Genomic DNA, 17,650 nt, shown 5'->3' with positions numbered 1-17,650 from the left:
AGCGTACCTCCGCCTTCGCTCCGGCCGTGCGCGTTGTGCGTACCTCCGCCTTCGCTCCGGCCGTGCGCGTTGTGCGTACCTCCGCCTTCGCTCCGGGCGTGGGCGGGCTGCGGTTGGACGACGTCCGACTGCGCCTGTTGTGCGTACTTTCGCGTTCGCTCCGGCCGTGCGCGGGCTGAGGACGGACTTCCGACTGCACCTATTAAGGTGCAAGGGTGAGTGAGACAGTAGCGCAGGCAGACTCTCAGCAACCCGAACCGCCGCTCAAAGACGCGTCCACCGTGATGCTGGTGCGCGACGGAGCCGACGGGCCCGAGATCTTCCTGCAGCGCAGGGTCGGCGCGATGGCCTTCGCCGCGGGCATGACCGTGTTCCCCGGCGGCGGCGTCGACCCGTCCGACGGAACCGCCGACATCGCCTGGGCCGGTCCCGAACCCGCATGGTGGGCCGAACAATTCGCGACCAGCGAAACCAGGGCGAAGGCGCTGGTCTGCGCTGCCGTCCGGGAGACGTTCGAGGAGTGCGGCGTGCTATTGGCCGGGCCGACCGCCGACAGCGTCGTCTCCGACACCACCGATTACCACGAGGCCCGCGCAAGGCTCGAGCGCAGGGAACTGTCGCTGGCGTCCTTCCTCGCGGAGGAGAAGCTGGTGCTGCGCGCCGACCTGCTGCGGCCGTGGGCGAACTGGATCACGCCGGTCATCGAGCCGCGTCGCTACGACACTCGCTTCTTCGTCGCGGTGCTGCCGCAGGGGCAGCTCGCCGACGGTGCCACCTCCGAGGCGGCGGAGGTGCAGTGGCGCACCCCTGCCGAGGCGCTGGCACGGTGGCGCTCGGGAGCAGACGTCCTGCTGCCACCGACTTGGTCGCAGCTGATCGCGCTCGGCGAATTCGCCTCCACCGCCGACATCCTCGCCGCGCGGCGGACTATCGATCCGATCATGCCGGTGCTGGCCGATCTGGACGGCAAACAGCTGCTGTCCTTCCCGGACAACCGACGCTATTTCGCCGATCTCCCCGATGCCGGGCGGCTCAAGGGCTCGGCGCGCCCGTGACCGTTCGGGCGCTCCCCGCCTGAGCGGGCTTTCCGGCCATGCTGCGGTGTCTGCCGGCCGTGCACAGGTCTGCCGTGCGGGCTTGCCCGGTAGTGGTAGGGCACCGGCGAGGGGTGTGCCGCCTGCCGGGTCCGACCGCCCGCGCTGTGCCTCCTGTCCGCATCGGCGGACCCTCGCGCTGACATCGTGCCGCGGTTCTGAGGGCCCACCGCTCACGCCGGTCAGCACCCGGTAGCGTGCGTCCCATGGCCGAATTCGTGACCCTGGAGCTGACCGAAGGCGATGCCGCGCGGCGCGTGGCCGTCCTCCGGATCGCCCGCCCGCCGATGAACCTGCTGAACCTGCAGCTGGCGCGCGAACTGGCCGAGGCGGCGGACGCCGTCGCGGCGGACCAGGGTGTCGCCGCGGTGGTGGTGTACGGCGACGAACGAGTGTTCTCGGCGGGCGACGACGTGGCCGAACTGTTCGGGCTCGGCAGCGCCCAGGCCGCCGCCATGGCGGCCGACCTGCAGCACGCCCTTGGCTGTCTGGCCCGGATCCCGCAACCCACCGTCGCGGCGATCAGCGGTTACTGCCTCGGCGGCGGGCTGGAGTTGGCTCTGGGAGCGGACCGCCGCATCATCGGTGACAACGTCAAATTGGGCCTGCCGCAGATCGAGACGGGATTGATCCCGCTCGCGGGCATCCGGCGCCTGTCCCTGCTGATCGGGCCGGGAGCGGCCAAGGACCTCGTCTACACTGGTCGTTTCGTCGAACCGGACGAGGCGAAGGCGCTCGGCCTCGTCGACGAAGTCGTCGCGCCGGACGACGTGTACACCGCCGCGATGCGGTGGGCGCGCCAGTTCGCCGACGGTCCCGCCCGCGCGCTGGCCGCCGCGAAAGCGGTTTTCGAAGCCGGTCCGCACGGCCTCGATCGCGCCCGCGGCGAGTGGTCGGCCCTGTTCACGACGGAAGATCGCCTGATAGGAACAGGTTCTTATCTGGCCAACGGTCCAGGGTCGGCCGAATTCGTGGGCCGATAGCAGGCGTCAACTGCGGATTTGGGTAGGCTTGCCGACCATGACGGTACGTCCCGACGACCCCGCGCCGAACCCGCACGCCACCGAGGCAGAGGTCGAAGCAGCGCTCAAGGATACGAAGCTGGCCCAGGTGCTCTACCACGACTGGGAAGCCGAGACCTATGACGACAAATGGTCCATTTCCTATGACGAGCGCTGTATCGAATACGCGCGCGGCCGGTTCGACTTGGCCGTCGGCCCCGCGCCGCTGCCTTACGGCAAGGCGCTCGAACTGGGCTGCGGTACCGGATTCTTCCTGCTGAACCTGATGCAGGCGGGCGTGGCGAAATCGGGCTCGGTCACCGACCTGTCGCCGGGCATGGTGAAGGTGGCGCTGCGAAACGCGCAGAACCTCGGACTGGACGTGGACGGCCGGGTCGCCGACGCGGAGACCATCCCCTACGACGACGACACCTTCGATCTGGTGGTCGGCCACGCGGTGCTGCACCACATCCCCGACGTCGAGCTGGCGCTCAAGGAGTGCCTGCGCGTGCTGAAGCCGGGCGGCCGCTTCGTGTTCGCCGGTGAGCCGACCACGGTCGGCAACTTCTACGCCCGCTGGCTGGGCCGCATCACGTGGAAGGCCACCACCACGGTGACCAAGCTGCCGATGCTCAGCGACTGGCGGCGTCCGCAGGAGGAGCTGGACGAGTCCTCGCGCGCGGCGGCCCTCGAGGCCGTCGTCGACCTGCACACCTTCGATCCGCGCTCCCTGGAGTCGATGGCTCGCTCGGCGGGCGCCGTCGAGGTGGCGGCCAAGACCGAGGAGTTCGCGGCCGCCCTGTGGGGCTGGCCCGTGCGCACCTTCGAGGCCGCGGTCCCCGCCGAGAAGCTCACCTGGCGCTACCGGATGGCGATGTACCGCGCCTGGCTGGGCCTGAGCTGGGTGGACGAGAACGTCATGCGCCGTGTCGTCCCGCGCCAGTTCTTCTACAACGCCATGATCACCGGCGTGAAGCCCACCTCCGCCGGAAAGTAGTGGCGCGCGATACCTGTCGCGACCGCATCGCTCATCGCGGCAGCACCATCGGGGCTGCCGCGGTGGGTTTACACGCGCCCATATCGCCGCGCCGGTTCGAATGCCGTGACCGGGCTCGGTCTTCCACGATCCGAACCGGCACGATCACGATCGCCGGAATCAGGCGGGTCGACTCGATCCCTATGCGGGGCCGATAGTGGGCTATCTCTTCACCCGCGACGACGTCGGGTACCTGGGTAGCGCGACCGGTCGGGCCGCACTGGCCGAAGTGGATCGCCTGGCGCTGACGTCCGTGTCCCTGCTGAAGGATCTCGAGCAGGTGCGCGGCGCCTATGGTGACCGCGCCGCGGCGCTGGTCGAGACGGTCCGGTTGCGCCGCCGCGCCACGGCCAAACTGGCCGACGCGGGGGAGTGGTTGTTCACCGACGACGCCTTGCAGCAGGCGACCCCGACCGCTGTCGCCAGGCACCGGGCCACGCGCCTGGCCGGGCGGGCGGTGCACGACGTGACCTGCTCGATCGGCGCGGAGCTGGCGGCCCTGGCGCCGCACTGTCCCGCCGTGCTCGGCAGCGATCTGGACGACGTACGGTTGGCGATGGCGTCCCGCAATCTGTCCGGTCATCGGAATGTCTTGCTGGCCAAGGCGGATGCGCTGACGCCGTGCAGCGTCGACACCGTCGTGACCGCCGACCCGGCCCGGCGCGCCGACGGCCGCCGCACCCACGACCCGGCCAAACTGCAACCGCCACTGCCGGATCTGCTCGACGCCTATCGTGGGCGCGATCTCGCCGTGAAGTGCGCGCCCGGTTTGGATTTCGACCGTCTCGGCTGGCCCGGCGAGGTGGAGGTGGTGTCGCTCGACGGCTCCGTGCGCGAGGCGTGCCTCTGGTCGTCGGGACTCACCGAGCCCGGCGTCACCCGTCGGGCCACGGTGCTCTCCTCCAAGGCCGCCGCCTGGACTATCACCGACGCCGAACCCGACGTCATCGACGAGCGCCCGCCGGGGCAGTGGATCGTCGACCCGGACGGCGCGGTCGTGCGCGCCGGTCTCGTCCGCCACTACGCCGCGAAACACGGCTTGTGGCAACTCGATCCCCGCATCGCCTATCTCACCGGCGACACCGTGCCCGAGGGAGTACGTGGCTTCCGCGTCCTCGACCGTATGGACTTCCGTGAGAAGGCGCTCCGCGCCGAACTGCATCGCCGTGACTGCGGACCCCTCGAAATCCTCGCCCGGGGTGTCGACATCGACCCCGATGCCCTCCGTTCGCGCCTCAAGCTCCGTGGCAGTCAACCGCATACGCTGGTGATCACTCGCATAGGCCGTAGCGCGACGGTCTTCCTCTGTGTCACCCCGTGACCATCCGGGGCGAATCGTGCCCTACGCCGGAAGTCCCGCGACGACGAGCCGTGCGGCGTCGGCACACCGTTGGTCCGTCGGCTGTGCGGGCAGATCGCTGCCGAAGATCGGCGACTCTACCGGCCGCGCCGACCGTCCGCGTCCCGCGCGGATCAACCCCGCGTCTGCACTGCGGGCCCGGTATCCGAAACGAGTCTGCCCGGCTGGTATCCGCGCGCGGGCCGCTCCAGCGGGCTCCGCACCCGGACCTCGCGACCGGGCGCTATTCCGGTGTGAACGCGAAGATCTCGCCGATGCGGGTGGCGACCACGACCTCACCCTTCGCGCCGACCGACGTACCGGTGGTCGTACCCTTCGCGCCCGGGAGGACGTCGGAATCGATGGTGGTTCCGGTCCGCGTGTCGAAGGTGACGAGGTTCAGGCCGTCGCCGATCGCCGCGGTGACGTAGCCGGTGTCGCCCGCCGTCTGCGCCGCAGGGCCGCGCAGCGCCAGATCCTTACGTTCCCAAACCGTCTCGACACTGTCGCCGTTGTCCCGCAGTGCGAGCAGGTAGCCTTCCTCGCCCGACGGGATGATCAGGCCGTCGTCGGACACCGAGATGCCGCCGCGCGGCGTCCAATCCAGCCGGTGCACCCACTTGGTCCGCCCGTCAACGGTGTCGAGCGCGATCAGGCGGTTGTTGTTGTCGCCGACGTAGACGGTGCCGCCGTCCGCGGACAGGGCCGGACTGGTCGCGCTGCCACCGAGCAACAACTCGGCGCTCCACTCCCGCGCGACCTTCGCGCCGGTGTAGCGCAGCGCGACGAGGGACGCGGCAGGCCGCCCCGGCTGCCACAACGTCACGTAGAAACGGCCACTGGCGGCGTCGATGGGGGAGATGTTCGCGACCGGGCAGTGCGGCCCTCCGGTGGCGCAGTCGTCCAGTCCCTGGCCCGCGTCCGGCCAGCCGAGGCCCGCGTGCGCGAGGAAATCCGGTTCGCCGAGCAACTGCACGCTCGGAACCGCCCGGTCCCCGGTCTGCCTGGACAGCACGTCGACCTGACCGGACTGGCTGATCGTCAGCAGTTTGCCGTCCCCGGTGAACTGCACCGAGACCGGCGTTCCGGCCACGGGCGTCGCCCACCGCGGCTGGCCCAGGTAGTTGAAGGAGATCACCCTGCTGTCGTCGCCGATGTAGACATTGGACATCCAGTCGACCGCCGACGGCGAGGAGATCGCGCTCGGGCCGAGGGCGTTGCAGAACCGCTTGCGGCCGGTGGCCATCTGGAAGGAGAAGATCGAGCAGTTCGCCAGACGCGTGGTGACGAACAGCTGGCCGTCGGGCCCCAGCGTGATCGGCTGGGCGATCGGTCCGCCGACCGGCCGCTGCCAGCTCAGTCCGAGCTTCCGCGACCCGGTGACCGGAGCGGTGCCGCTGTTGCGGCCGTCGTGGTAGGCGGCGGTCCAGCCCTTGCCGGTGCCGACGGTGATGTCGTCGTAGTCGGTGCCGCAACCGGCCAGCGTCAGCGCGCCGACCGCGGCCAGCACGACCGCGGCGCGTTTCCGGGACGGTCGCCACATGGAAGTAGCCAGTACGCCGCCGCTTCGCACCTGCCGTACTCCTGTCGTCGTTGGCTCGCACCCGCGCCCTGTCCGGCGCAGGAGTCACTGTACGGGAGGCCTTTGCGCGGGTGAACGAGTCCCGGCGTTGTCGTAGCGGGTGCTCGTCGCGATGCTCGCCACGGGCGATAGGCTCTATCCGTCGCCGCCGAGGCGGGCGACGGCCGGTAGGACCACGACAGGAGAACCGTTCGTGACGAGCATGTGGGGCGCACCGTTGCGCTCGCGCTGGCGGGGATCGCGCCGCCGGGATCCGCAGCAGGCGCGTTTTCTGACGCGGGCGTCGCTGCGCTGGGTGCTCGCGAACCGGGCGTACACGCCCTGGTATCTGGTGCGTTACTACCGGCTGTTCAAGTTCCGCCTGGCCAACCCGCACATCGTGCTGCGCGGCATGGTCTTCCTCGGCCGCCGCGTCGAGATCCACGCCACGCCGGAACTGAGCCGCATGGAGATCGGCCGCTGGGTGCACATCGGCGACGGCAACGCGATCCGCTGCCACGAGGGTTCGCTGCGCATCGGCGACAAGGTGGTGTTCGGCAAGGACAACGTGGTCAACACCTACCTCGACATCGAGATCGGGGAATCGACCCTGGTCGCCGACTGGTGCTACATCTGCGACTTCGACCACAAGATGGACGACATCAACGTGCCGATCAAAGACCAAGGCATCGTGAAGAGCCCGGTGCGCATCGGCCCCGACACCTGGATCGCGGCCAAGGTGACCGTGCTGCGCGACACCCGCGTCGGGCGCGGCTGCGTGCTCGGCGCGCACGCCGTGGTCAAGGGCGAGATCCCGGACTTCAGCATCGCCGTCGGCGCGCCGGCCAAGGTGGTCAAGAACCGCAAGGCGGCCTGGGAGGCGGGCGCCGAGCAGCGCGCCGAATACCTTGCCGCGCTGGAGGACATCGCGCGCAAGAAGAACGGTGCCGCGCAGAACGCCTGAGAGTTCGTCGGTGCGGGCGGGTAGGTTCGCGCTATGACTGCCTACGCCGCCCTGTTGCGCGGGATCATGCCGAGCAATCCGAACATGAGCAACGCGAAGTTGCGCGCGGTGTTCGAATCGCTCGGATTCGAGGGCGTCGGTTCGGTGCTGACCAGCGGCAACATCGTGTTCCGCAGCGCGGAGACCGACGTGCCCGCGCTCGAGGAGCGTATCCAGCAGGCGCTGGTCCAGGAATTGGGCATCGGCGGCGGCACGATCATCCGCAGCCACGACGAACTGCGCGCGTTGCTGGACACCGACCCTTTCCACGGCCTGACCCACGGACGCGGCACGTATCTGATCGCCACGTTCCTCAAGGACACGGCCGAGCCTCCGGCAACCCTGCCCGAGCGGCCGGACCCGCTCACCCGGGTCGTGGGCTACGACGAGGCGGCCCGTGCCTTCCTCGCGGTCATCGACAACAGTCAGCCGGGCAAGACGCCCGACTTCATGGCCTGGCTGGAGAAGACATACGGCAAGGACATCACCACCCGCACCTGGCTCACGATCGAGCGCGTAGTCAAGAAACTGGCGGCTTAGCGGGCTACTTCGGATCGCGTTCCGGCAGCGGGCGTTCCACGATGGACGGGCGGCCCAACGGGTTGCGCACCCGCCGCTTGGCCGAGTGGTACACCTGAGCGGTCTCGGCGGCCACCACGTCCCAGGCGAAGTCGGCGGTGAGCCGTTCCCGGGCGGCGTAGGCGCGCTGCTGCGCGGCGGCGGGGTCGTCGAGGGTGGCGCGGACCGCCTCGACCAATCCGTCGACGTCGGCGGGCGCGAAGGAGGCGCCGGTGACGCCGTCGATCACGGCCTCGCCCAGGCCGCCCGCCGTCGAGGTGATCAGCGGGGTGCCCGCCGCGGCCGCCTCCAGCGCGACGATGCCGAACGGTTCGTATCGGCTCGGCAGCACGATCGCGTCGGCGCCGTGCAGCCAGCCGAGCAGTTCCGCGTGGTCGAGCTGACCGGCGAAGTTCACCGCGCGGGCGACGCGGTGCACCCGGGCGCGCTCGCGCAACCACTCGAACTGGGTGCCGACGCCCGCGACGGTCAGGGTGGTGCCGGGGTGGGCGCGGCGGATGCGCGGCAGCGCGGCGATCGCGTCCTGCACGCCCTTCTCGTACTCGAGCCTGCCCACGTACAGCAGCCGGGGCGGACCGCTGCGCGGCGCGCGCGGGCGGAAAGTCCACGCGCCCACGTCGATGCCGTTGCGGATCACCGTCATCGGGATCCGCTCCGGACCGTAGAGCCGCTCGACTTCGTCCTGCATGGACGACGAGCAGGTGATCAGCGCGTCGGACTCGTTGGCGAGCCACCACTCCACCGAGTGCACCTGCTTGTTGACCTTGCCCGCGACCCAGCCGCTGTGCCGCCCGGCCTCGGTGGCGTGGATGGTCGACACCAGCGGCACGTCGTAGTACTCGGCCAGGGCGATGCCGGGGTGGGCGACCAGCCAGTCGTGCGCGTGCACCACGTCCGGCGTCCAGCCGTCGCCGATGCCGGGCTTCCCGAGCGCGACGCCCGCGCGCACCATGGCGTGTCCCATGGCCAGCGTCCAGGCGAGCATGTCCTCGCCGAAGTCGAACACCGGCGGGTCCTCGGCGACCGCGACCACCAGCACGCCTTCGGCGATGTAGGAGTGCGTGGGATGGGTGGAGGCGTCGGTGCCGGAGGGGCGCCGGGACAGGACGACCACCTCGTGGCCGGCCGCGGCGAGTTCGACGGCGAGGTGATGCACGTGCCTACCCAGCCCGCCGACCACGACGGGTGGGTACTCCCACGACACCATCAAAATCTTCATGCAAGTCCTTCTGCGGCCGAGCCCGGGTCCGCCGGAACCGGTCCGTGGTCCGCGGTGGCGGAGTCCGGGCCTGGCTCGGCGGCGGATACTGCCCCGGTGGCGCTGGGCACGGACCCCGCGGACGTGAGTCGTCGCGCGTCCACGCCGGGGAAGAGTCCGTCAGCTGCCCCCCATCCTGCCGCCAACTGCCGTGCTTTCGCGAGTTGGCCCGCCCCGACGGCCGCGGCGATTTCCCGGACGGCGTGGGCGTGGCGGTGCGCGCGGTCGCGCGCGTACCCCGCGGCGGAGTCCTTGCTGACCATGAACGCCCAGTCGCTGGAGACGGTCAGGATCGCTTCGCGCAGCAGCTGATCGGCGACGTGATCGCGGAGTCCGGGTGCGCCGCCCTGGGCGGCGCGCATCTTGTCGACGGTGTCCAGGGTCAGCCGCACGATGTCGTCGTTGAGCTCGACCAGGTCGCGCACTTGTTCGCCCGCCCACACCCGCCAGTCCTTGCCCGAACCCCAGGACGAGTCGGCCAGTGGCACCGGTTCGCCCAGGTAGCCGCGCGCTCGGGCGTCGGCGAGGGTGCCCACGGTGACGCCCGCCTCCGGCAGCGCCCGCAGTACCTGCGCCAGCCACTGCGGGCCCTCGTGCCACCAGTGGCCGAACAGTTCGGTGTCGAACGCGGCGACGACCAGGGCGGGCCTGCCGATCCGCTCGGACTCGGAGATCAACCGCTCGCGCACCGTCCGCACGAAGTCGTCCACATCCCGGACGACGGCCGCGGCGGCGAGTTCCGGATCGTAGGGAGCCTTGTCCGGGCCCGCGACGGTCTTGCCGGTGACCCGCGCGGGTTTGAGACCTGTGGCGTGGTCATAGTGATGAAAGTCACGGTAGGCGCCGTGGCCGGGATAGCCGGATTTCGGTGACCACACGCGGTAACTCACCTGCAAATCGCGCCCGAACGCGACCACGTCGGAATCCCGGACCGGTCGGCCGAGCGTGGTATCGCCGCGCAGCGCGGGGCCGTCGACCATGAAATGCGTCACACCCGCGGCGGCGTAGCCGACCTCCATGCCGGGGGTGTAGCCGCATTCCGGCGCCCAGATGCCGGTCGGTGTGTGGCCCCAGCGGTGTCGCGCGTCGGCCAGGCCCTCGGTGAGCTGGAACTGGCGCAGCCGTGGGTCCAGCAGCGGCTGGAACGGGTGGGCCAGCGGGCCGCCGAGCAGTTCGATGGCCTCCGCGTCGACGAGCGCGCGCCAGACCGGCGCGGCGCCGTGCCGCCAGTACTGCTCGAACTCGGCCAGGGCGGCGGCGGCCAGGCGGTGTTCGTGCCTGCCCAGCGCGACATTGCCCGCCATGGCGGCTTCGTCGGCGCGCAGCTGCCAGTTGCCCAGCCAGTGGTGCATGCCCGCCAGGCAGTGCGGGTCGTCCAGCTGGGCCGCGAGTACCGGTGTGATACCGAGGCTGAGCAGATGCGAACGGCCTTCGGCCGCAAGGGTTCGCAACACTTCGACGACGGGCAGGTAGGAGGCGGCCCAGGACTGGTAGAGCCATTCCTCGCCGACCGGCCAGCGACCGTGATGTGCCAGCCAGGGCAGGTGGGAGTGCAGGACCAAGGTGAACTGGCCCGGCACGGGACTTGCCGCGTGCCCGCCGGGCACGGTACCGCGATCGGTCAAGGCTTCACCGCGATGGCGATCAGATCCAGGCTCGCGTCGATGTTCGCGGCCAGCAACTCGAAATCGTCCACCGCGACGCTCGCGACGTCCGCGGTGAGTTCCGCGGGCCAGGGTTCCCCGGCCAGCGCGCGTTCGATCTGCGCGTCGATGAACGACCCGCCGTGCTTGGCGTCCAATGCTTTCAGGCCGGGCCCGTGGTGCACGCCGATCATCTCCGACACCTCGAATCCGGCCTCGACCAGCAATTCGGTCAGCTCGGCCGCGTTGAGTTCCCTCGTGTGGAACGGGTTGAGCGGAGTGTCGCGACCGGGCGAGAAGGTGATCCGGTTGGGGGTGCTGATCAGCAGCTCACCGCCGGGACGAAGCACGCGCAGGCATTCGCGCAGGAACTGGGCCTGATCCCAAAGGTGCTCGATCACTTGAAAGTTCACCACGACGTCGACCGAGGCGTCCTCCAGCGGCAGCTCGGCGAGGTTGCCGTGGAGCATCTCCACGCGGGGGTAGCGCACGCGCACGTGTTCGACGGCGCCGGTGTCGTAGTCGACGCCGATCACCTTGGTGGCCACGCCGGCGATCATGTCGGCGCCGTAGCCCTCACCGGAACCCGCCTCCAGCACCGTCTTTCCGGCGCAACGGTCCAGCAGACGGGCGTAGGCGATCTCGTGCCTGCGGAACCAGTAGTTCTCCTCGGCGATGCCCGGAACGGTGCGCTCGCCGGTCAGCGGCAGTGGTTCGACGGCGCCGGTGCTCGTCTCGGATGCCACGGTGATGCCGGACGGGTCGTCCACTGCGGCAGGGATCACAGCCTCGCTCATCACTCCGACGTTACTGGCACGGCATCCGCGGGGCATACCCCACCCGGCTGCCCCGGAGGGCGGCTTCGCTCGCCGGGAAAGGGGTCGCCGGAACCGCGCACTGTAGTGCGTGGTAACCAATTGTGAGAGAGAAGCCACTAAGTTACCCACGGGTAACTTAACGTAAGGTAATGTCACGGCCTGAGCCACCCACCCGGGCGTACGGCGCAGTTCGTGCGACCACCACATACGTGTAACCAGAACAGGAGGTCGACGAAGACCGATGCCGAACATCGTCGTACTCATCAAGCAGGTTCCCGACACCTGGTCCGAGCGCAAGCTCACCGATGGTGACTTCACGCTCGATCGCGAGGCCGCCGACGCCGTCCTCGACGAGATCAACGAGCGCGCCGTCGAAGAGGCGCTGCTGATCAAGGAGGCCCAGGGCGGTGAGGTCACCGTGCTGGCCGCCGGTCCGGACCGCGCCACCGAGGCCATCCGCAAGGCGCTGTCCATGGGCGCCGACAAGGCCATCCACATCAACGACCCGGCCATCCACGGCTCCGACGCCGTGCAGACGGCGTGGGTGCTGGCGAGTGCGCTCGGTCAGGTCGAGGGTGTCGAGCTGGTCATCGCGGGCAACGAGGCCACCGACGGCCGCGCGGGCGCGGTGCCGGCGATCATCGCCGAGTACCTCGGCCTGCCGCAGCTGACGCACCTGCGCAAGCTGGTCGTCGACGGCGACAAGATCACCGGTGAGCGCGAGACCGACGAGGGCGTGTTCAAGCTGGAGGCCTCGCTGCCCGCCATCGTCAGCGTCACCGAGAAGATCAACGAGCCGCGTTTCCCGTCCTTCAAGGGCATCATGGCCGCGAAGAAGAAGGAAGTGCAGACCTTCACGCTGGCCGACCTGGGCGTCGACCCCTCGACCGTGGGCGTCGCGAACGCGGGTTCCGCCGTCACCGCCGCCACGCCGAAGCCTCCGCGCACCGCGGGCGAGAAGATCGCCGACGAAGGCGACGGCGGCACCAAGATCGCCCAGTACCTGATCGGCCAGAAGATCATCTGATCTCGGTAGCGCTGCAGACTTCCTAGGAGAGAACACATGGCTGAAGTACTCGTGCTCGTCGAGCACGCCGAGGGTGCGATCAAGAAGGTCAGCACCGAACTGCTCACCGCCGCTCGCGCCCTTGGCGAGCCCGCCGCCGTCGTGCTCGGCACGGCGGGCACCGGCGAGAAGCTGGCCGACGCGCTGGCCGCCGCGGGCGCCGAGAAGATCTACATCGCCGAGTCCGACGATGTGGAGAACTACCTGGTGACCCCGAAGGTCGACGTGCTGGCCGCGCTGACCGAGTCGGTCTCGCCCGCCGCCGTCATCGTCGCCGCCAGCGCCGAGGGCAAGGAGGTGTCGGGTCGCCTGGCCGCCCGCATCGGCTCCGGCCTGCTGGTCGACGTCATCGACGTGAAGTCCGACGGCACCGCCGTGCACTCCATCTTCGGTGGCGCGTTCACCGTCGACGCCAAGGTCACCGGCGATGTCCCGGTGATCTCGGTCCGCCCGGGCGCCGTCGAGGCCTCCGCGCAGGCCGGCGCAGGCGAGAAGGTGACCGTCGAGGTGCCCGCGCAGGAAGAGGGCGTGGTCAAGGTGACCTCGCGCGAGCCGGTCGTCGGCGGTGACCGCCCGGAACTCACCGAGGCGAGCATCGTGGTCTCCGGTGGCCGCGGCGTCGGTTCCGCCGACAACTTCTCGGTGGTCGAGGCCCTGGCCGACTCGCTCGGCGCGGCCGTGGGCGCTTCGCGCGCCGCCGTCGACTCGGGCTACTACCCGGGCCAGTTCCAGGTCGGCCAGACCGGTAAGACGGTCTCCCCGCAGCTGTACATCGCCCTCGGCATCTCGGGCGCGATCCAGCACCGCGCGGGCATGCAGACCTCGAAGACCATCGTCGCCGTCAACAAGGACGAAGAGGCGCCGATCTTCGAGATCGCCGACTACGGCATCGTGGGCGACCTGTTCAACGTCGCGCCGCAGCTGACGGAAGCGGTCAACACGCACAAGGGCTGACACCCTCGGAGCGATCGAGAAGTGGCCCCGACCGGACGGTCGGGGCCACTTTTTCTTCGCACATCCAAATAGCGGTGCTTGCAACGCTTTTGAGCTACTGTTGGCGTGCGTTGCTGCACTGCAGGATGGGGACAAGGGGGGCGATGAGCGGCGTCGTGGACAGCGGCAGTTCTCAGACGGCGACCGGCGTGGACGGCGGTCTGCCGATCACCGCGCGGCAGGAACAATTCAGCCTCGGTTTCGTGCGCATGGTCGCCGCCGCTGCGGGCTGTTCGGTCAAGAGTCACGAGACCGACTACGACGGGGTTGACATCACCATCGTGGCTTCCGCGGATTATGCGAGATACTACTGCCCTGAATTCGAAATGCAGCTCAAGTGCACGACGCAGCAGCACTTGCTCAGACCACAGGACATGACGTGGTCGATGAAGCGAGACGGGTTTCTCAAGCTGGTGAATCCCAAGCGGTTCGTCCCGGCAGTGCTCGGCGTGTTGCTCATACCGGATGAGCCGGATGAACTGCTAGACCTTTCCGAGGACGGGCTCAGAACATCCAGCCGCATGTACTGGGAACGCGCGGCGAACCTCGGCGGGATCGAGGACGATAAAGCCAGCAAGACGGTCCACCTACCGCGAAGTAACCTCTTCGACGTGGGTGGACTGCGCGGCATCATGCAGTCGATCGGCGAAGGAGGTCAGTGGTGAGAAGTACTCCGCTCGACAGCCTCCGTGAGGTCGCGTCCGCGCTATCGCCCCCAGCTGTGTCCCAGTACCTCGCGACCCATGACTGGCAGCTCGAGGTTCGCGAGCAAGGTGTCAAAGAGATTTGGCAACTTTCGGGCGAGGACGGCCTTCTAGGGCGGATCATGCTGCCCTTGGCGACCGATTACGTCGACTTCTCCCGGCGGTTCCGCGAAACACTGCAATCGCTCGCCACCATCTACGACTGGGACCCAGTGCAACTGGTCGAACGAATAGCGGCTGCTCGAGCGGACTTGTTCTTCGTGCGACTCGACCAGGAAATGAGTGACGGCACCATCCCGTTCCGGCAGGCCGAGACAACCTTGGAAGCCCTGTTCACGATGATGAAGGCCGCCGCGACCACTGCCGACGACCCGACCCACTCGCATCGGGGTCGCAGATCGGCCGTGGTCACCAATTTTCTGGAAGACGACATTCGTCTCGGACACACCAGGCGCGGCAGTTTCGTGTTCACCGTGGTGACCCGTCTCGGTGAGATTCCGTTACCGCAAGTCGCCGGGCCACCAGCGGTGCCGTTTCCGCGCAAGGTGATGACAACGTTGGCGACAGGTCTGCAGTCGGCGCGGCAGCTCGCGCTCGACTGGGACGAGCGCGCCTTAGACCACGCGGGACAGTTGGGCCTGAGTGGCAGTTTGGTCGAATCTGTGCTGGACCTGACGCAGCCCGAAGCCCTACGCGCACTCGATCTATCCTTCGACTGGGCAGCCGGCGAGCGGCCGCCGGAGGTCGAGACCTCACGGATCGTTATCGACCGCAACGCGATGGCGGGGTTGCCTCGTGTCCGAGAGCGTTTGGTTCGCCGTGAAGAGCCGCCGCGTCATTTGACCCTGATCGGTCTGGTGCGCACCCTGAACCGGGATGACCTCGGTGACGATGACCAAGAAGCCACGAGCATCGTATTGTCGGCACACGTAGACGGACGTCTGCGAAAAGTGCACGTACCGCTCGTCGGTGACGACTATCAGTGGGCGATCCGCGCACACCAGAGCAAGCAGCCGATTGTCGTGTCCGGCGATCTCGTGTTCGAACGCGGTGCTTGGCGCCTGACCGGGATGATCAGCCTGGACTCGAGTTATCTACACCGGGAGAGCTGACGTCGGCGTGCGAGAAACTCTGCCCGGGATCTGGTCGATGCGAAAGTCGCCCGTCAACAAGGACGAAGAGGTGCCGATCTTCGAGATCGCCGACTTCGGCATCGTGGGCGACCTGTTCAACGTCGCGCCGCAGCTGACCGAAGCGGTCAAGACGCACAAGGGCTGACACCCTTCGGCCGCCTTTCGCTGATTTGGTCAGCTTGCGGTTCTGGTGCTCGGTCCCCAACGCGCCCTTGGGATTACCAGATGGCCCGAGACTGCTCGTGGTCGGCACGGTTGATGACCCGATTCGCCGATCTCACGCGTTGCTTGCTAGTTTCATCGGCGTCAAGTCCCCCGAAGGGGGGGAGTCATCGACACTAGGGGATTCAGAAGTGAAGAAGACGGTTACGGGACTGCTGATGGGCGCGCTGGCCACGGGGGCACTGATCGCCTTGGCGCCTGCGGCGCAGGCAGAGGTGTATCCGAACGAAAAGGAATGCCTGGCCGCCGCGAAGCGAGAGGAGGCGCGGCGCGTTTCCGAGGGTGACATCAACGTCCCCCATTACAGCTGCAAGGCCGTAGGAAACGGCTGGCGAGTGGGCATCTTCCGCTGATCGGAGTGGTGAGGGCGGGCTGACCTGATCCGCACCACCCTCGCCGGACGATCTGTCGCACAACCCCAGGACCACCGCGTCGATTGCTGCGCGGTGGTCCTGTCCCGTTTTCGACCACCGCCGAAAATACTTGCCTCCGGCCACCGGAACTCTCGTGTGAGACCGATGATGGCCTGTCGAGAGGCTGCGAGGCAGGCCGGTTCGGCGGCGGCCGACTGGCAATTCGAGTCTCGCGATCCACCACTTGCGACTGTGACCTGATCCAACTGGTCGAGCGAATAGCCGCCGCGCGGCCGACATGTTGTTCGTGCGCCTCGCGAGGAAACGAGAGAACTGACACCGGGTTCGAGCGACTCCGCCGAGGCGCTGGTCGGCTCGAACCGTTGTGGCCAATGAGGATGTAGTGGCGCTGATCGTCGAGCGCTTGGTTCGTTGTGCTCGGTCGGGAAAAATCGGCGCGAAATTGGTGCGAACTCTCGAGGCCAGGTGAGCGAAAATCGTGACCGATGCGAAAGAAATTACGGCGCAGGTGATTTCGCATCGGAGATGCGGGTGGCGGACTTACACTCGGCCGGTGAGCATCCCAACGGAACCGATCGGTAGCATCCCTCGACCTCACGATCTGTTGGCCGCCATGGCCGACGAATCCGGCGACGCCGCCGCGCTCGCCGAACTCCAGCGCAGCGCGGTCGCCGAGACCGTCCGCAAGCTGGAAGAACTCGGCTCTCCCGTCGTCACCGACGGCGAGCAGTCCAAGCCGAGTTTCGCCACCTATCCGATTGCCGGGCTCGATAATCTGGCCCCGGACGGGGCGATCATCCCGTTCGCCGACGGACACCAGAGACAGCTGCCCCGGCTGGCCTCCGGTCCGTTCCGCTATGCCGCGCACGCGGCGGACTACCTGCGCGACGCGCAGCAGCACGCCACCGTTCCGGTGAAGCAGGCCGTCATCGCGCCATCGGCGTTGAGCCTGCTGTATCCGGCCGACGGGATCGAGGGTTACCCCCGCGAGCAGTTCCTCGCCGACCTCGCCGACGCGGCGGAGGCCGACATCCGCGCCTGCTTGGAGGCGGGCGCGCACCTGGTGCAACTCGACTTCACCGAAGGGCGGCTGTCGCTCAAACTGGATCCCAGCGGCGGCGTGCTCGACCAGTTCATCGAGCTGAACAACACAGTGCTCGACCGGTTCTCGTACGAGGAGCGGGCCAGGATCGGCGTGCACACCTGCCCGGGCGGCGACCAGGACTCCACGCACAGCCTGGACGTGGACTACGTCGAATTGCTGCCGAAGCTGCTGCAACTGCGGGTGGGCGCGTTCTACCTCCAGTTCGCGAGCGAGCCGGATCCGGAGAAGGTGCTCGCCGTGGTCGCCGAGCACCTGCCCGCCGAGGCGCGGGTGTTCATCGGTGTCACCGACCCGATCGACCCGCAGGTCGAGACACCCGAACAGGTCCGCGACCGGGTGCTGCTCGCCGCCCGCTACCTGCCCGTCGAACGGTTGGGCACCTGCGACGACTGCGGCTTCTCGCCGTTCGCCGACGACACCTCCACCTCGCGGGAGACCGCGTTCGCCAAGATCCGTGCGCGTATCGAGGGCACGGCGCTGGCGGCGACGGAATTGGGCGTCTGAATTGCGGTGACTCGCCCCGGTTCAGGCCGGGGCCGGTCCTCTCGCGCAGGGTCGGATTGCGGTTGCAAGCTGGTTCAGCCCAGACACGCAGCAGGGTCGTTGCGTTGTAGTGGAATTCGATAGACGCATGTGGAGCGGCCCCGCTCCGGACGGTGCGGCCGGTCGTTCCGGTTACGTGTGCGAGTTCCCGTCAGGCGGTGAATTCTCTGTCTTGTAC

The 17,650-nt window shown here is 68.5% G+C and carries 16 protein-coding genes and 1 pseudogene; 13 read left to right on the top strand and 4 right to left on the bottom strand.

What is annotated here, in order from left to right; genetic code table 11:
• The first annotated feature begins 284 nt into the window (after positions 1-284).
• The 4 genes from AB0L97_RS14945 to AB0L97_RS14930 all read left to right on the top strand — a co-directional run bounded on the left by AB0L97_RS14945 (position 285) and on the right by AB0L97_RS14930 (position 4,452).
• Positions 285-1,055 carry an NUDIX hydrolase gene (locus AB0L97_RS14945; protein ID WP_364429615.1) on the top strand — a complete coding sequence of 257 codons (771 nt, stop codon included), beginning with the start codon at positions 285-287 and terminating at the stop codon, positions 1,053-1,055.
• A 245-nt stretch (positions 1,056-1,300) separates the two neighbouring features.
• Positions 1,301-2,077, top strand: a complete 777-nt coding sequence (locus tag AB0L97_RS14940) for an enoyl-CoA hydratase-related protein (RefSeq protein ID WP_355078767.1) — start codon at positions 1,301-1,303, stop codon at positions 2,075-2,077.
• A gap of 37 nt (positions 2,078-2,114) precedes the next feature.
• Positions 2,115-3,092 (top strand): class I SAM-dependent methyltransferase, encoded by a 978-nt coding sequence (locus AB0L97_RS14935; RefSeq protein ID WP_364429365.1) that lies wholly within the window; start codon positions 2,115-2,117, stop codon positions 3,090-3,092.
• A 196-nt stretch (positions 3,093-3,288) separates the two neighbouring features.
• On the top strand, positions 3,289-4,452 hold the full coding sequence (locus AB0L97_RS14930; RefSeq protein ID WP_364429362.1) for a class I SAM-dependent methyltransferase: 1,164 nt from the start codon (positions 3,289-3,291) through the stop codon (positions 4,450-4,452).
• A 262-nt stretch (positions 4,453-4,714) separates the two neighbouring features.
• On the opposite strand, the gene AB0L97_RS14925 is transcribed toward AB0L97_RS14930, so the two are convergent.
• A complete protein-coding gene (locus AB0L97_RS14925; RefSeq protein WP_364429359.1) occupies positions 4,715-6,013 on the bottom strand; it encodes a PQQ-binding-like beta-propeller repeat protein in 1,299 nt (432 codons plus the stop codon).
• Positions 6,014-6,245: 232 nt separating this feature from the next.
• Here AB0L97_RS14925 and AB0L97_RS14920 point away from each other — a divergent pair, with 232 nt between their 5' ends.
• Both AB0L97_RS14920 and AB0L97_RS14915 read left to right on the top strand, forming a co-directional pair.
• Positions 6,246-6,995 (top strand): acyltransferase, encoded by a 750-nt coding sequence (locus AB0L97_RS14920; RefSeq protein ID WP_355078771.1) that lies wholly within the window; start codon positions 6,246-6,248, stop codon positions 6,993-6,995.
• Positions 6,996-7,028: 33 nt separating this feature from the next.
• The gene (locus AB0L97_RS14915) at positions 7,029-7,574 is read left to right on the top strand and encodes a DUF1697 domain-containing protein (RefSeq protein ID WP_355078772.1); all 546 of its coding nucleotides are present in this window, start codon (positions 7,029-7,031) and stop codon (positions 7,572-7,574) included.
• Between the two features lie 4 nt (positions 7,575-7,578).
• Here AB0L97_RS14915 and AB0L97_RS14910 read toward each other — a convergent pair whose 3' ends face one another.
• Genes AB0L97_RS14910 through AB0L97_RS14900 form a run of 3 tightly spaced genes read right to left on the bottom strand, consistent with a single transcriptional unit; the run spans position 7,579 to position 11,311 of the window.
• Positions 7,579-8,832 carry a glycosyltransferase family 4 protein gene (locus AB0L97_RS14910; RefSeq protein ID WP_039795312.1) on the bottom strand — a complete coding sequence of 418 codons (1,254 nt, stop codon included), beginning with the start codon at positions 8,830-8,832 and terminating at the stop codon, positions 7,579-7,581.
• Positions 8,829-10,496: a glycoside hydrolase family 57 protein gene (locus tag AB0L97_RS14905; protein WP_355078773.1), complete on the bottom strand. Its 1,668-nt coding sequence runs from the start codon at positions 10,494-10,496 to the stop codon at positions 8,829-8,831. Before AB0L97_RS14905 ends, AB0L97_RS14910 begins: the two co-directional genes overlap by 4 nt.
• Positions 10,493-11,311, bottom strand: a complete 819-nt coding sequence (locus tag AB0L97_RS14900) for a methyltransferase domain-containing protein (RefSeq protein ID WP_355078774.1) — start codon at positions 11,309-11,311, stop codon at positions 10,493-10,495. The genes AB0L97_RS14905 and AB0L97_RS14900 overlap by 4 nt, the downstream gene beginning before the upstream one ends.
• Before the next feature lie 262 nt (positions 11,312-11,573).
• On the opposite strand from AB0L97_RS14900, the gene AB0L97_RS14895 reads away from it, so the two are divergent.
• The 7 genes and pseudogenes from AB0L97_RS14895 to AB0L97_RS14865 all read left to right on the top strand — a co-directional run bounded on the left by AB0L97_RS14895 (position 11,574) and on the right by AB0L97_RS14865 (position 17,433).
• Positions 11,574-12,359: an electron transfer flavoprotein subunit beta/FixA family protein gene (locus tag AB0L97_RS14895; protein WP_355078775.1), complete on the top strand. Its 786-nt coding sequence runs from the start codon at positions 11,574-11,576 to the stop codon at positions 12,357-12,359.
• Positions 12,360-12,395: 36 nt separating this feature from the next.
• Positions 12,396-13,352 carry an electron transfer flavoprotein subunit alpha/FixB family protein gene (locus AB0L97_RS14890; protein WP_364429351.1) on the top strand — a complete coding sequence of 319 codons (957 nt, stop codon included), beginning with the start codon at positions 12,396-12,398 and terminating at the stop codon, positions 13,350-13,352.
• 143 nt (positions 13,353-13,495) lie between these two features.
• On the top strand, positions 13,496-14,056 hold the full coding sequence (locus AB0L97_RS14885) for a DUF4365 domain-containing protein (RefSeq protein WP_364429348.1): 561 nt from the start codon (positions 13,496-13,498) through the stop codon (positions 14,054-14,056).
• A gap of 56 nt (positions 14,057-14,112) precedes the next feature.
• Positions 14,113-15,207, top strand: a complete 1,095-nt coding sequence (locus AB0L97_RS14880) for a hypothetical protein (RefSeq protein ID WP_364429345.1) — start codon at positions 14,113-14,115, stop codon at positions 15,205-15,207.
• Positions 15,208-15,259: 52 nt separating this feature from the next.
• Positions 15,260-15,373, top strand: a pseudogene (locus AB0L97_RS14875) (electron transfer flavoprotein subunit alpha/FixB family protein); the annotation flags it as partial.
• A gap of 208 nt (positions 15,374-15,581) precedes the next feature.
• A complete protein-coding gene (locus AB0L97_RS14870; RefSeq protein WP_356961115.1) occupies positions 15,582-15,803 on the top strand; it encodes a hypothetical protein in 222 nt (73 codons plus the stop codon).
• Between the two features lie 574 nt (positions 15,804-16,377).
• On the top strand, positions 16,378-17,433 hold the full coding sequence (locus AB0L97_RS14865; RefSeq protein ID WP_364429342.1) for a cobalamin-independent methionine synthase II family protein: 1,056 nt from the start codon (positions 16,378-16,380) through the stop codon (positions 17,431-17,433).
• Positions 17,434-17,650 lie beyond the last annotated feature (217 nt).

Source organism: Nocardia sp. NPDC051911, assembly GCF_040681035.1.
Classification (GTDB): Bacteria; Actinomycetota; Actinomycetes; order Mycobacteriales; family Mycobacteriaceae; genus Nocardia; species Nocardia sichangensis.
This window is presented reverse-complemented; position numbering and strand designations above follow the sequence as displayed.